General features: G+C 68.8%; 16 protein-coding genes. 5 read left to right on the top strand and 11 right to left on the bottom strand.

The features are described from left to right. Window positions 1–17 precede the first annotated feature (17 nt). Window positions 18–2,720 (bottom strand): M16 family metallopeptidase, encoded by a 2,703-nt coding sequence (locus tag ACMAUO_RS05450; protein ID WP_420355927.1) that lies wholly within the window; start codon window positions 2,718–2,720, stop codon window positions 18–20. A gap of 105 nt (window positions 2,721–2,825) precedes the next feature. On the opposite strand from ACMAUO_RS05450, the gene ACMAUO_RS05445 reads away from it, so the two are divergent. The 3 genes from ACMAUO_RS05445 (at window position 2,826) to ACMAUO_RS05435 (ending at window position 4,960) form a co-directional block, all read left to right on the top strand. Further along, complete coding sequence (locus ACMAUO_RS05445) at window positions 2,826–3,998, top strand: serine hydrolase domain-containing protein (RefSeq protein WP_420355926.1); 1,173 nt, start codon at window positions 2,826–2,828, stop codon at window positions 3,996–3,998. Between the two features lie 132 nt (window positions 3,999–4,130). Continuing rightward, window positions 4,131–4,337, top strand: a complete 207-nt coding sequence (locus ACMAUO_RS05440; RefSeq protein ID WP_420355925.1) for a (2Fe-2S)-binding protein — start codon at window positions 4,131–4,133, stop codon at window positions 4,335–4,337. Between the two features lie 101 nt (window positions 4,338–4,438). Beyond that, entirely contained in the window at window positions 4,439–4,960 is a 522-nt protein-coding gene (locus ACMAUO_RS05435) for a hypothetical protein (RefSeq protein ID WP_420355924.1), read from the top strand. A gap of 129 nt (window positions 4,961–5,089) precedes the next feature. Here the strand turns inward: ACMAUO_RS05435 and ACMAUO_RS05430 are convergent, their stop codons facing one another. From ACMAUO_RS05430 to ACMAUO_RS05390, 9 genes are read right to left on the bottom strand one after another with little or no spacing between them, the layout of a single operon-like run. Beyond that, window positions 5,090–5,260 carry a DUF1674 domain-containing protein gene (locus tag ACMAUO_RS05430; protein ID WP_420355922.1) on the bottom strand — a complete coding sequence of 57 codons (171 nt, stop codon included), beginning with the start codon at window positions 5,258–5,260 and terminating at the stop codon, window positions 5,090–5,092. A gap of 54 nt (window positions 5,261–5,314) precedes the next feature. Further along, entirely contained in the window at window positions 5,315–5,611 is a 297-nt protein-coding gene (locus ACMAUO_RS05425; RefSeq protein ID WP_420355921.1) for a hypothetical protein, read from the bottom strand. Between the two features lie 27 nt (window positions 5,612–5,638). Then, window positions 5,639–6,358 (bottom strand): c-type cytochrome biogenesis protein CcmI, encoded by a 720-nt coding sequence (gene ccmI / locus ACMAUO_RS05420; RefSeq protein WP_420357207.1) that lies wholly within the window; start codon window positions 6,356–6,358, stop codon window positions 5,639–5,641. 16 nt (window positions 6,359–6,374) lie between these two features. Continuing rightward, on the bottom strand, window positions 6,375–6,851 hold the full coding sequence (locus ACMAUO_RS05415; protein WP_420355920.1) for a cytochrome c-type biogenesis protein: 477 nt from the start codon (window positions 6,849–6,851) through the stop codon (window positions 6,375–6,377). Continuing rightward, window positions 6,848–7,426 (bottom strand): redoxin domain-containing protein, encoded by a 579-nt coding sequence (locus tag ACMAUO_RS05410; RefSeq protein ID WP_420355919.1) that lies wholly within the window; start codon window positions 7,424–7,426, stop codon window positions 6,848–6,850. The genes ACMAUO_RS05415 and ACMAUO_RS05410 overlap by 4 nt, the downstream gene beginning before the upstream one ends. Next, on the bottom strand, window positions 7,423–9,402 hold the full coding sequence (locus ACMAUO_RS05405; protein WP_420355918.1) for a heme lyase CcmF/NrfE family subunit: 1,980 nt from the start codon (window positions 9,400–9,402) through the stop codon (window positions 7,423–7,425). Before ACMAUO_RS05405 ends, ACMAUO_RS05410 begins: the two co-directional genes overlap by 4 nt. A gap of 6 nt (window positions 9,403–9,408) precedes the next feature. Further along, window positions 9,409–9,939 (bottom strand): cytochrome c maturation protein CcmE, encoded by a 531-nt coding sequence (gene ccmE, locus ACMAUO_RS05400; protein ID WP_420355917.1) that lies wholly within the window; start codon window positions 9,937–9,939, stop codon window positions 9,409–9,411. Next, complete coding sequence (locus tag ACMAUO_RS05395; protein ID WP_420355916.1) at window positions 9,936–10,100, bottom strand: hypothetical protein; 165 nt, start codon at window positions 10,098–10,100, stop codon at window positions 9,936–9,938. The genes ccmE and ACMAUO_RS05395 overlap by 4 nt, the downstream gene beginning before the upstream one ends. Further along, a complete protein-coding gene (locus ACMAUO_RS05390; RefSeq protein ID WP_420355915.1) occupies window positions 10,097–10,915 on the bottom strand; it encodes a heme ABC transporter permease in 819 nt (272 codons plus the stop codon). The genes ACMAUO_RS05395 and ACMAUO_RS05390 overlap by 4 nt, the downstream gene beginning before the upstream one ends. Before the next feature lie 182 nt (window positions 10,916–11,097). Here ACMAUO_RS05390 and ACMAUO_RS05385 point away from each other — a divergent pair, with 182 nt between their 5' ends. Further along, complete coding sequence (locus ACMAUO_RS05385; RefSeq protein WP_114727460.1) at window positions 11,098–11,391, top strand: YciI family protein; 294 nt, start codon at window positions 11,098–11,100, stop codon at window positions 11,389–11,391. 3 nt (window positions 11,392–11,394) lie between these two features. Next, window positions 11,395–11,811: an EVE domain-containing protein gene (locus ACMAUO_RS05380; protein WP_420355914.1), complete on the top strand. Its 417-nt coding sequence runs from the start codon at window positions 11,395–11,397 to the stop codon at window positions 11,809–11,811. 46 nt (window positions 11,812–11,857) lie between these two features. On the opposite strand, the gene ACMAUO_RS05375 is transcribed toward ACMAUO_RS05380, so the two are convergent. Then, window positions 11,858–12,397: a hypothetical protein gene (locus ACMAUO_RS05375; RefSeq protein WP_420355913.1), complete on the bottom strand. Its 540-nt coding sequence runs from the start codon at window positions 12,395–12,397 to the stop codon at window positions 11,858–11,860. Between the last annotated feature and the right edge of the window lie 62 nt (window positions 12,398–12,459).

Here is a 12,459-nt window from a genome sequence, read left to right as displayed (position 1 = left end):
CGGGCAGGGCAACAGGTTCACGGCGTCGGCGTCGGGCCCTTGACGATTTCCGCCATGTCATGCGGGCGCACCCAGGTCCGGAAAGCGGTCTGCACGGCGGTGGCGGTCATGTCGTAATAGGCGTGGGCCGCGCGGTCGGGCGTGTCCAGCGGCAGGCCCAGTTCGATCAGGTGCAGATCCTGCGCCGCGATCGAATCCAGGCTGGCGCGGGCCAGCGGCAGGCCGCGTAGCAGCGAGGCCTTGGCCAGCGTCAGTTCGGCGTCGGTCACCTTTTCGTCCTGCAAGGCCTGGACATCGTGCAGGGCGGCGTCGCGCGCGCGGCCCACCTTGTCGGGGTCGGCGCCGAAGCTGATGCTGTAGCCGCCGCGATGGCGCGACCAGGAGAAATTGCTGCTGACGGAATAGACGTAACCTGTGCGCACGCGCAGGTCGCGATAGAGCCGTGACGAGAAGCCGTCCCCCAGGATCTCGTTGCCGACCGTCAGCGCGAAATGGTCCGGGTGGGCGGCGGTCAGGCCCAGGCTTTCGGCAAGGATCGCGGAATCCTGCACGCTGGTGCGGTCGGGCACCTGGGTGCGCGAGGCCCGGCTGTCGGGGCGGGGCGGCAGGTCGACCGAGGGCGTCGGGCTGGTGGGGCGGGTCCAGGCACCGAAGGTGCGGCCGATCACGTCATGCGCCTGTTCGGGGGTGACGTCGCCGACCACGACGATGGTGGTCAGGTCGGGGCGGTAGGCGCTGGCATAGAAAGCCTGCACGTCGGCCTGTTTCAGCGTCATGATCTTTTGCGGATCGGGCTGGCGCAGCGTGGGGTCGCCGGCCGGCGAGACCGCCGCCTTCACCGCGCGGCCGAACAGGTAGTTCGGCGAGGTCAGCAGCCCGGCATAGGATTGGGCCGTCTGCATGCGCACCACCTGGAACGCGCGGTCGGGCAGGGCTGGGTGCATTTCGTTATCGGCCAGCAGGCGCGTGGCTTTTTCGAAATCGGGCGTCAGCACCGACACGCTGAAGCCGGGGCCGGCGCTCTCGGTGGCGGCGATGTCGTCCAGCGCCTTCTGGAAGGCCAGCCGGTCCAGCGACTGGCTGCCGTAGCTGAACAGATCCTCGGTGATCGCGGCGATGCCGTCCTGGCCTTTCGGCTCCTGCATGTTCGCGTTCTGGCGGATCTCGCCATAGACCGAGACGGTGTGGCTGACATGCGCCGGATGGACGATCAGCCGCAGCCCGTTGGCATAGGTAAAGACGCTGGGCAGCCCGACCGGTGGCGGCAGGTTGACGGTCGAGAGGGCATCATGCGCCCAGTCGGGCAGGGCCACCGGATGGTCGGGCGGCGTGGCGAAGGATTCCGAGCCGCCGAAGCCCTTGCCGGCGACAGGATGGCCGGAATCCTCGGGCGTCAGCAGGGCGGTGACGGCCTGATGCGGGTCCAGGATCTGTTTGGCCAGGCGATTGACGTCCTCCACCGTAACCGCCTTCAGCGCGGTGCCCAGCGCATCGGGCGAGTCCAGCCCCATGACGGCCAGCGCCTGCGACCAGGTCTCGGCAAGTCCGCTGATGCTGTTGGCCGAGAAGCCCAGTTGCGCCAGTTCCTTGCGCCGTGCGGCCTCGACCAGATCGGGCGGTACGCCCTTGTCGCGGATGGCGGCGATGATGCCGTTGATCTCGGCCAGCAGGGGCGCGGGGTCCTGGGTGCGGGGATAGGCCGCCACCGCGATGCCGATGCCGGCATTGGCCTTGGGCGCGAATTCGAAGCCGGCGAACAGCGCCTTGCCGGAGGGCACGAGGTCATACAGCGCACCGCGCTGGCTGGTCAGTACATCGGCCAGGATCTGCGCGGTTGCGTAATCCTTCGACCGCAGGCCGGGCATGCGCCACGCGACGGTGGCGAGGCCCACGGGATAATCGGTGGGGAAATGCAGCGTCTGCCCCGTGACCGGTCCCGGCTGCACGGGCGAGCGCTCGGGCAGCGCGCGGCGCGGGATGTCGCCGAAGATCGCCTTCACCCGTTCGATCGCATGGTCGGGGTCCACATCGCCGGCAATGACGAGGATGGCGTTGTTGGGCGCGTACCACGCATCATAGAAGCGGCGCAGCAGGGCGGCATCGGTCTTGTCGAACGAGGGGCGGGTGCCCAGCGCATCGTGCTCGTAGGGCGTGCCGGCGAACAGGATGGATTGCAGGCGGGTCAGATACTGGTAGCTGGGGCTGGACAGGTCGCGCGCCACCTCCTGCTCGATCGCGCCGCGCTCCTTCTCCCAGTCGGCGGCGGCCAGGGTCAGCCCGCGCATGCGCAGCGCCTCGATGCGCAGCATCACGTCCAGGTCTTCCGCCGGGGCGGTGTAGAAATACTGGGTGACGTTCTCGGTGGTGTCGGCATTGTAGCTGCCGCCCAGCCGGGCACCGATGGCGGAAAGCTGGTCCTTGTCCAGTCCGGCGCTGCCACGGAACATCATGTGCTCCAGCGCGTGGGCAGTGCCGGGAAAGCCTTTCGGTGCCTCGCTGGAACCGACCAGATAATTGACTTCGGTCGTCACCACCGGGGCCAGACGGTCGCGCACCACCACCACGCGCAGGCCGTTCGGCAGGGTGGCGCGAACGGCAGTGTCGGCGACGGTTGCCAGTGGTCGGGGAGACGGTGCGTCGGCCCGGGCAGCCTGTGGCATGGGCATGGCCAGAAGGGCCAGGGAAAGGCTTAATGCGGTGGTGGCCAGTCGCGCTGTCATGATTCGCTGGTACTCCTGCTGATCCAGGCAGCGTAGACGCCGGACACCACGGTGAAAACCGGGGGACGGCCATGCAGGCAAACGCGACGGAAAAGGGAGGATGCGATGAGCGAAGCCATGCCGGTTGCGGGAATGGACGAACGGGTCGGCCAGGTGATGGACGCGGCGGTGGCGCGCGGACGGCTGGTGGGCGCCACGGTGCTGGTGTCGGTGGACGGCCAGGTGATGGTGCGGCGCGCCGCCGGGCTGGCGAATCGCGAGGCGGACGTGCCGATGCGGCCGGATACCCAGGTGCGCCTGGCCTCGCTGACCAAGCCGGTGGTGACGGCGGTGGCCCTGGCGCTGGCGGAGCAGGGCGCGCTCTCGCTGGAAGACCCGGTCACGCGCTTCCTCCCCGATTTTCGCCCCGCCTGCGCCGATGGATCGGTGCCGACGATCAGGCTGCGGCATCTGCTGACGCATACGGCCGGCCTGTCCTACGGCTTCGCCTTTCCGCGTGACGACAACCCCTACGCAAGAGCCGGAATCTCCGACGGCATTGCCGAACCCGGCATGGCGCTGGACGAGAATCTGGCCCGCCTGGCCTCGGTGCCGCTGCTGTTCGCGCCCGGCGACGGCTGGGCCTACTCGCTGGCGCTGGATGTGATGGGCGGCGTGCTGGAACGCGCGGGCGATGCCATGCTGCCGGATCTGGTACAGCGCCATGTCGGCGCGAAGCTGGGCTGGACCCGCACCGGCTTCGCGGTGTCCGATTCCGCCGCACTCTGCCCGCCTTACGCCGACGGGCGACCGGCTCCGGTGGCGATGGGCGCGCGCTATGTGATGCCGCGCCAGTTGGGCGGCGGCAAGGTCAGCGAGATCGTGTTCGCGCCCGACCGGGTGCTGGACCCGGCCTCCTATCCGTCGGGCGGCGCCGGGATGGTCGGCACCGCCGAGGAATTCCTGACCTTTGTCGAGGCGCTATGCAGCGGCGGCGGCCCGATCCTTGCGCCGGAAAGTGCCGCGCTGTTCGGGCGGAATGCGATCGGCGACCTGTCGATGGGCCCGATGAATGCCGGCATGGGCTTCGCGATCGGGGCGGCGGTGGTCGAAGACCCCGCACGGGCGCGGACTCCGGTTTCGCGGGGCGCTTTCACCTGGGGCGGCGTCTATGGCCATCAATGGATCGCCGATCCGGTGCGCGGCGTGTCGATCGTGATGATCAGCAATACCGCGCTGGGCGGCATGGCGGGCGCCTATCCCGACGCGGTGCGGGATGCGGTCTACGGCGCCGGCTAACGCCTGCGGGTAGGAAGCAGGGGGCGACATCCGCGACGGGCGTGGAGCTCATATGCGATTCTCAAATGAGAATGCTATTGCGAACCATTATCATCCGTGCTTGAAGGGAGGGGCACGGAGATGAGACGCCAGATGTTTGTCTGTTCTTGCAATATGCTGACCGACCATGATGTGGAACGCGCGGTGGATGGCGGGGCGACCCGCCCGCGCGAGATCTATGCGTCGCGCGGATGCCGGGCGCAGTGCGGCAATTGCGTGCCGGGCGTGCTGTGCCTGCTGCGCCGCGCGCTTCAGGCACGCGCCGAAATGGCGTCGTCGGAGGCGTTGCCCGCCGTTTGAGCCCGCTGGCCGGGTATCGACGTCAGGGAAACGCGCGTCGGCGCGCCATCATTGCGCATTTCGGGGATGCGGCGGTGAGGTGAGCTTGATACAAGATCCGCATGTCTTTTGGTGATCGCATCAATCAGTTCGACGTCTGGCTGCTGGACCGCGTGTTCCAGCCATTCGCCGATCGCCTGCCCGAGCGGGTGCCGGCGATGGCGGTGGGGATGAGCTTCCAGCTCGGCGCCATCATGCTGTCGGCGGCGTCGATCATCGCGATGATCGTGATCGGGCACATGTCGCTCAGCGACGCGATGTTCAATGTGCTGGTCTGGTGCCTCGGCCTCGCCTTCTATGTGGGCATCAACCGGGTGCGGCCGATGGTCCGGCCCGGCCATATGAACCCGCTGCGGGTGATGCTGGCGGGCATGCGGCCGCTCTCGATCCCGTTTGCGATCTATGCGCTCTATCAGGGTGCGACGGCGCCGCCGCATTTCGAGATCGCGCTGTGGTTCAATTCGCTGGCCAATATCATCTTCGTCGCCGGGATCTACCTGATCTCCTGCGAGGTCAGGCCGCCGGGCCACCGCCAGACCTCCCGCGCACGCTTCGGCCGCATGCAGGAACAGGGCAGCCTGTAGGTCCTGCAGGCGGATCGCCTGGCTTCGAGAGCAGATCCTGTTTGAACGTGTGGGTTCGAACAGGTGAAGATGCTCGTAAAAACAATAAACTAGAGCATTGTCACCGAACCTGTGTTCGGTGGCAATGTTCTAGAAGTCGATGCAGCGGCCTTTGACGGTCCAGTCGCCATAGCGCGTGGGCTGCTTTTCCTTGGGGCCGCCATATTCCTTGGCGTCGGACGTGGTGGTCGCAGCCGCGGGCGCGTCGGTGGCCGGCGTGGCGGGCGAGGGCGCTTCGTTTTCGGTATCGGTGCTGGTCATGGCGCCAGCTTGGCCCGACTTTCGGCCATGGGCAAGAAACGGCCGTGTGATCAGTCAGGGTTTGTCGGGCGGCTTCATCCAGCGATCGCCGGCATGGCGGGAATGGGCGATGAAAAAGCCGATCAGCCCACCGATCGCCGCCGCCAGGGCGGCCAGTTGCAGCCCGGCGCCGATCAGCAGCATGAAGATCGGGCCGGCCGTCACCCCGACCGCGAAGGTGAGCAGGCTTTCGCGCAGGGTCGGGCCGAAGCGCCGCTCGGCGCCGCAATGGGGGCAGATTTCCGCCGTTCCGCGAATCGTCTTGTGGCAGAACGGACATTGCTCGACGGTGCCGGCGATGGGTTCGATCATGAGGGGCCCTTCAGGTCGCCGCTGGGTCTATTGATGCTCGGACTCGGCGATCCGCTGCTGGGCGGCCATGCGCCAGGGCGCGTCGGCCGGGGCGGCATCGAGCGCGCGGCGGAACAGGGCGGCGCTTTCCGGCGTTACCCTGCCGTCGGCCAGGGTCTGGGCCTCGGCGGCGCGGGCGGCGATTTCGGGCACGAACTGGATCGCGGTGGCCTGGCGCCAGGCCTCGGCCGCCGCCGCGTAATGGTCGCGCGCGGCCTCGGCCTGGCCCAGCAGCAGGAAGCCCCGGAAGCGATTGGGATCGTCCGGCGACATCCGCGCCAGTCCGGCGCGCAGTTCCGCCAGCAGCCCGTCATCGCGCTTGTCCTGCGCCTTCTGCGCCAGCAGGCGCGGCGCGAGGGGCTGCGCGGGCAGCGACGGATGGCCGCACAGCAGATACAGCCCCGTCGCGCTGACGGGCAGCAGCAGCAGGCACACCAGCACGACCGGGGTGGTGATGGCGCGGCCGATACCCCGCATCGGCGCGGCGTCCGACGCCAGCAGCCGGCGCTGGATTTCCAGCCGCGCGCCCTCATGCTCGCTGTCGGCGATCAGGCCGCACTCCCGGTCGCGGTCCAGTTCGGCAAGCTGCGCGCGCAGCAGGACGAGGGCCGATTCCCGTTCGTCCCGCAGGCGGGTGGTGCGGCGGAAGGCCAGGAGAGAAGGCAGCAGCACAATGGCGCTGAGCAGGAAAATGCCAATCCAGATCATCATTATCTCAGCGCGGTCAGGTCAGGTCGGTCAGGCGCGTGCGTTCGTCGTCGCTCAGCGGCGCGGGGCCGGAGCCACGGGCGCGGCGGAAGGACAGGAAGGCGACAAGACCGCCGACCAGCAGGGCAAGGACCGGCATCAGCCACAACAGGACCGTGCCGGTGGTCAGCGGCGGGCTCAGGCGGATGAAATTGCCGTAGCGGCCGACCATCCAGTCCATGATCTGGCGATCGGACTCTCCCTTGGCGACATGCTCGCGCACCACATGGCGCAGGTCGCGCGCCAGGCCGGCGCTGCTGTCCTCGATCGATTCGTTCTGGCAGACTAGGCAGCGCAGTTGCGACCCGATGGCCTGGGCGCGGGCTTCCTGATGGGGGTCGGGCAGCATTTCCGACGGATCGTCCACCGCCACGGCGGCCAGCGGCGAGAGGCCGATCGCCACCGTCAGCACGGTCGCCAGCACGAGGGCCAGCCGGCGCATCGCAGTCCTCATGTCCGCAGGCTCGCGGCCAGGGGCAGCAGGATGTCGTGCATGGTGGCCTCGTCCAGTGCGGCGGCGGAATGCCATCTTATGATACCGCCCGGCCCGATCAGGAACGATTCCGGCACGCCCGACACGCCCCAGTCGATCGCCGTCATGCCCGAAAGGTCGCTGGCGATGCGGGCATAGGGATTGCCCGCGCGGCGCACGAAGCCCAGCGCGTCGGCCGGCTTGTCCTTGTAGGCGATGCCCCAGATCGGCAGCCCGTCCTTCAGCGTGTTGAGCTGCGGCATCTCGGCGACGCAGGGGATGCACCAGGAGGCGAAGAAATTGACCAGCACCGGCACCTTCAGCGCCCGCAGGTCGGCGGCCCCGAACCCCTGGCCGGGCGACTGGTCGGGCAGGGCGAAGTCCGGCACCGGGCGGTTCAGCGCCGGGGCCTGGATGTCATGCGGGTCGAACGAGCCCCGGCGCATGCCCGACAGCATCTGCCAGAACGCAATGCCCGCGCCCCCCGCCACCACCAGCGGTGCTGCCATCAGCAGGCGCCGGCGCGTGAGGTCCGGCTGGGATGTCTTGTCGCTCATGACGTCGCCACCAGCCCGGCGCTCGCGGCGCGGCGCGGCGCGCCCACGCGCATGCGCCGGTCGGACAGGGAAAGCACGCCGCCCAGGGCCATGATCAGCCCGCCCAGCCACATCCATGGCGCCAGCGGATTGTAATGCAGGCGCAGCACGTAGGTCGTCTCCCCGCCATTCTCGTGCCGGTCGCCCAGCACGCCATACAGGTCGGACATCAGGTTGGTATGAATGGCCACCTCCGTCGTCGTCTGGCTCTGGCTGGCGAACGTGCGCTTGGCCGGGTGCAGCACCGTGACCAGCCGCCCGTCATGCCGAACCTCGATCGTGGCGACCAGCGCGGTGTAGTTCGGGCCGGGTGCCGCGCGAACGTCGGTCAGCGTCCACGCATCGCCGGCCAGCATTTCGGTCTGGCCCACATGGACCTCGACGATCCGGTGCTGGGCCTGCGACATCGCGGCCAGCCCCAGCACGCTGACGCCGACGCCGGCATGGGCCAGCGCCGCGCCCAGCGCCGCGCGCGGCAGCATGCGGGCACGCTGCCAGCTCGCCCCCACCGGGATGCGGAACAGGCGGATGCGCTCGGCGATGTCGGCAATGCTGCTGGCAATGACCCAGACGGCGCCGGTGGCGGCCAGCATCGGCAGCACGTCACGCACCCGCCATGCCACGAAGGCGAAGGCCAGCATCGTCACCGCCGCGGCCCACCACAGCCGGCGCAGCACCGGCCATAATTGCGCGCGCTTCCACGGCATCATCGGGCCCAGCCCCATGAAGACCATCAGCGGAATCGCCATCGGTGCCGCCGTCGCGTCGAAGAACGGCTTGCCGACCGAGATCGTCTTGCCGAACAGCAGCGACATGAAGGGCGGATACATCGTGCCCGTCAGCACCACAGCGCAGATCGAGCACAGCAGGATGTTGTTCAGCACCAGCAGCCCCTCGCGCGACACCGGGGCGAACACGCCGCCGGCCGTCAGCGAAGGCGCGCGGATGGCGAACAGCAGCAGCGATCCGCCGATCACCAGCGCCAGCAGGCCCAGGATGAAGATGCCGCGCGCCGGATCATTGGCGAACGCATGAACGGAGTTGAGAATGCCCGAACGCACCAGGAAGGTGCCGGAGAGCGAGAAGGAGAAGGTGCCGATGGCCAGCAGTACGGTCCAGATCTTCAGCGCCTCGCGCTTTTCCACGACGATGGCGGAATGCACCAGCGCGGTACCGGTCAGCCACGGGATCAGCGAGGCATTTTCCACCGGGTCCCAGAACCAGTAGCCGCCCCAGCCCAGCACGTAATACGACCACCACGAGCCGAGCGCGATGCCGCAGGTCAGGAAGCACCACGCCGCGACCGCCCACGGACGCACCCAGCGGCCCCAGGAGGCATCGACGCGGCCCTCGATCAGCGCCGCGACGGCAAAGGCGAACGGCACCGCGAAGCCGACATAGCCGGTGTAGAGAATGGGCGGATGAAAGGCGAGGCCCGGGTCCTGCAACAGCGGGTTCATGCCCTGGCCGTCCATCGGCGCCGGCCACACCCGGTCGAACGGGTTGGAGGTGGTGAGGCAGAACAACTGGAAGCCCGCCGACACCCCGCCCAGCACCGCGATCACCCGCGCGCGCAGGGCCGAGGGCAGGTTGCGGCCGAACAGAGCCACCGCGCCGCCGCACAGGCCCAGGATCAGCGCCCACAGCAGGACCGACCCCTCGTGATTGCCCCATACGCCGGTGATCTTGTACAGTAGCGGCTTGGCCACCGCGCTGTTGGCCGCGACGTTCTGGACCGAGAAATCGTCCTGGATCGCCGAATGGACCAGGCACGCGAAGGAATAGAGCAGCGCCAGAAGCTGCCCGATGGCCAGGGCGGGGGCCAGTGCCATCAGGCGCGGGTCGCGCCGCTGTGCGCCGACCATCGGCAGCACCGCCTGCCCGGCGGCCAGGCAGCAGGCCAGCGCGAGGGCGAAATTTCCCAGTTCCGGGGTCATGTTCAGTCAGCTTCCATGCTGCGGGGCAGCTTTATCCTGGCTCGTGGCGCTTTTGGTCATGCTGTTCCAGCTCGCGGCGTCAGGCGGCTTGCCGTAGCGCGGGTCCCATTTGCCGCTGCGGCGCAGAGCCTCGGCGACTTCCTTGGGCATGTAGGTTTCGTCATGCTTGGCCAGCACTTCGCTGGCGCGGAACGATCCGTCGGCCAGCACGCTGCCGATCGCCACCACGCTCTGCCCCTCGCGGAACAGGTCGGGCAGGATGCCTTCGTAATGCACCGTCACGGCATCCTGGCCGTCGGTCACGTCGAACTGGTTGGTCGGTGTGTCGCCGTTCTTCTGCTGGCGCACCGATCCGGCCACCACCATGCCGCCCAGCCGGATGGTGCGGTCGGCGGCCGGCGGATGGGCATGGACCTGCGACGGCGCCATGAAGAAGACGATGTTGGAGGAAAACGCGCTCAGCGTCAGCGCGGTGGCGGTGCCCAGCCCGATCAGGCACCCGCCGACCAGCCACAGGCGGCGGCTCTTGCGGGTCATGGCGCGGACACTCCGCCGGCCCGCCCGGCGCGGGACGGGCGTTCGACCGCCGCCAGCCGCGCGCGGGCGCGGCGCAGGCGCAGCGCCGCGCCGGTGCCGAGGACCACGGCCAGCCCGATGGTCATTCCGTAGGCGGCGACGATATAGGGCAGGTGGGTCATGCGACGGCTCCGCTCAGGTCCGGGCCCGAATCCTGGGCATCGTCATGGGCCTCCGTGCGGCCCCGGCGCATGGCCAGCATTGTGCGGACCCGGCTTTCCATCACGGCGGCACGCAGGCGCGCGACCAGGATGGCGGCGAAGCCAAGCGTGAAGCCGATGGTGCAGACCAGCAGCGGCCACAGCATGTCGGTCGACATGGTGGGCGCCGCGGTCAGCGTGATGCTGTCGGGCTGGTGCAGGGTGTTCCACCATTGCACACTGAACTTGATGATCGGCAGATCCACCGCCCCGGCCAGGCCGAGGATCGCGGCGGCGCGATAGCCGCGCTGCGGTTCGTCGAAGGCGCGGATCAGCGCGATATGGCCCAGATAGAGAAAGAACAGCACCAGCACCGAGGTCAGCCGTGCGTCCCACACCCACCAGGTGCCCCACATCGGCTTGCCCCACAGCGAACCGGTGGCGAGGCAGATGGCGGTGACCGAGGCCCCGACCGGCCCGATTTCCACCGCCGCCAGGTCGGCCAGCGGATGGCGCCAGACCAGCGACAGCAGCGAACAGACCGCCAGCCCCATATAGCCGGACGATGCCAGCCATGCGGCCGGCACATGGACATACATGATCCGCACGCTGTCTCCCTGCTGCCAGTCGGCGGGCGAGAGGAACAGGCCCCAGACGATGCCCGCGAGGGACAGCACGATGGCGGGCCAGGTCAGCCAGGGTTGCAGGCGCGCGCCCAGCCGGAGAAACCGCCCCGGATTGGCGTAGCGGTGGAAGAAGGTGCCCGTGCGTGCGGCAAGGCTCGGTGTGGCGTTCAAGACGGTCTCGTACTCCCCACGCGCGGGGGGCTCCTGTCTGTCTGTGCGTCCGTCTGGCGACGGCGGGGGCGTTTCGCTTTCCGTTCCTACACGAACATGCGAAGAAAGGCACGGCCCGCGCCGGAACCATGGCGCGTTGTTCACATACCGGCCCGGCCCGCGTTTTTCGGAGGGGGACTTCCATGCTGTTCGCCATCATCTGCACCGACAAGCCGGGGGCGCTGGAAACGCGCCTCGCCACGCGGCCGCAGCATCTGGCCTATCTCCAGGCCTATCAGGACCGGATCATCCAGGGCGGCCCGCTGATGGGCGCGGACGGGCGGCCCTGCGGCAGCATGCTGCTGATCGACGTGGCGGACCGCGCGACCGCCGAGGGCTTCGCCGCCAGCGACCCGTATGCCAAGGCCGACGTGTTCGAAAGCGTGGTGATCCGCCCCTTCCGCCCGGTCTTTCGCGATGGCGCGCTGGTGGAATAGCGGATGGCGTACTGGCTTGTGAAATCCGAACCCGACGCCTTTTCGTGGGACCAGCAGGTGGCCCATGGCGTCGAGCCCTGGACGGGCGTGCGCAACCATCAGGCCAAGCGCAACCTGATGGCGATGGCGAAGGGCGACCGCGCCTTCTTCTATCATTCGAATATCGGCCGCGAGATCGTGGGCGTGGTCGAGATCGTGCGCGAAGCCTATCCCGACCCCACGGCCACCGATGGCGGCTGGGTCTGCGTCGATGTCCGCGCCGTGGGGCCGATGCCCCGCCCGGTCACCCTGGCGGCGATCAAGGCCGATCCGGACCTGGCCGACCTGGCGCTGGTCCGCCAGTCGCGTCTCTCGGTCGTGCCGGTGTCCGACGCGCATTGGGCGCATCTGTGCCGCATGGGCGGTTGGGCAGGGAACTGAGCCCGATTCCGGGTATCTCCGCGGCCCTTGGCCCCGAGGCGGGCCTTTACGGCTCGCCCGCGGCGCCTTCCGCGCCGATGGCTTCGATGCCGCGTCCCGGCTGGCCCGCATAGGTCGAATAGGTAAAGGATGCGTTATAGGCCGGCTGCACCGGGGCGTTGAACTTCACCGGCACGTCGAAGACGCTGAAATGCGAGGGCACGTCGCTGGAATCGCGCGGCGTCTGGCGGGCTTCGATCGACGGCAGGCCGGGTCCGTGGAGCGCGCTGACCTGCGGGCTGAAGGTCTGGGCGGTCACGTCCTCGTCTTCCACCACCTGGTAGCCGTCGGGCGGCGGCGGGGCCGGGGGATTGTCCGGATCGACGGTCGGGTCGTGGCGGGCATCGACCGGCTCCAGCGACGCGGCAACCGGCGCGCTCAGGCTGCCGGTCGCAGGTGCTGACGCGGCGGTGGAATGGCGCGGGGCAGCGTGGGCGGCTTGTGCCGTCACCATGCTCCAGCCCGCCACGAGGGCCATGCCGGTGCAGGAAAGCAGGCTCAGGCGCATTGTCCGCACGGCGGGCCGTGGGGCCTTTTTCGCATCCATAGGGGTTCTCCTTGCGTTCGGACTGTACCTGGGCTGTGACCGGTTCGTCCTCTCCCGGCATG

Origin of the sequence: Gluconacetobacter brunescens (assembly GCF_048695475.1) — a bacterium.
Classification (GTDB): domain Bacteria; phylum Pseudomonadota; class Alphaproteobacteria; order Acetobacterales; family Acetobacteraceae; genus Gluconacetobacter.
Note: the sequence above shows the minus strand (reverse complement) of the source record. Positions and strands in the feature narration are given on the sequence as shown.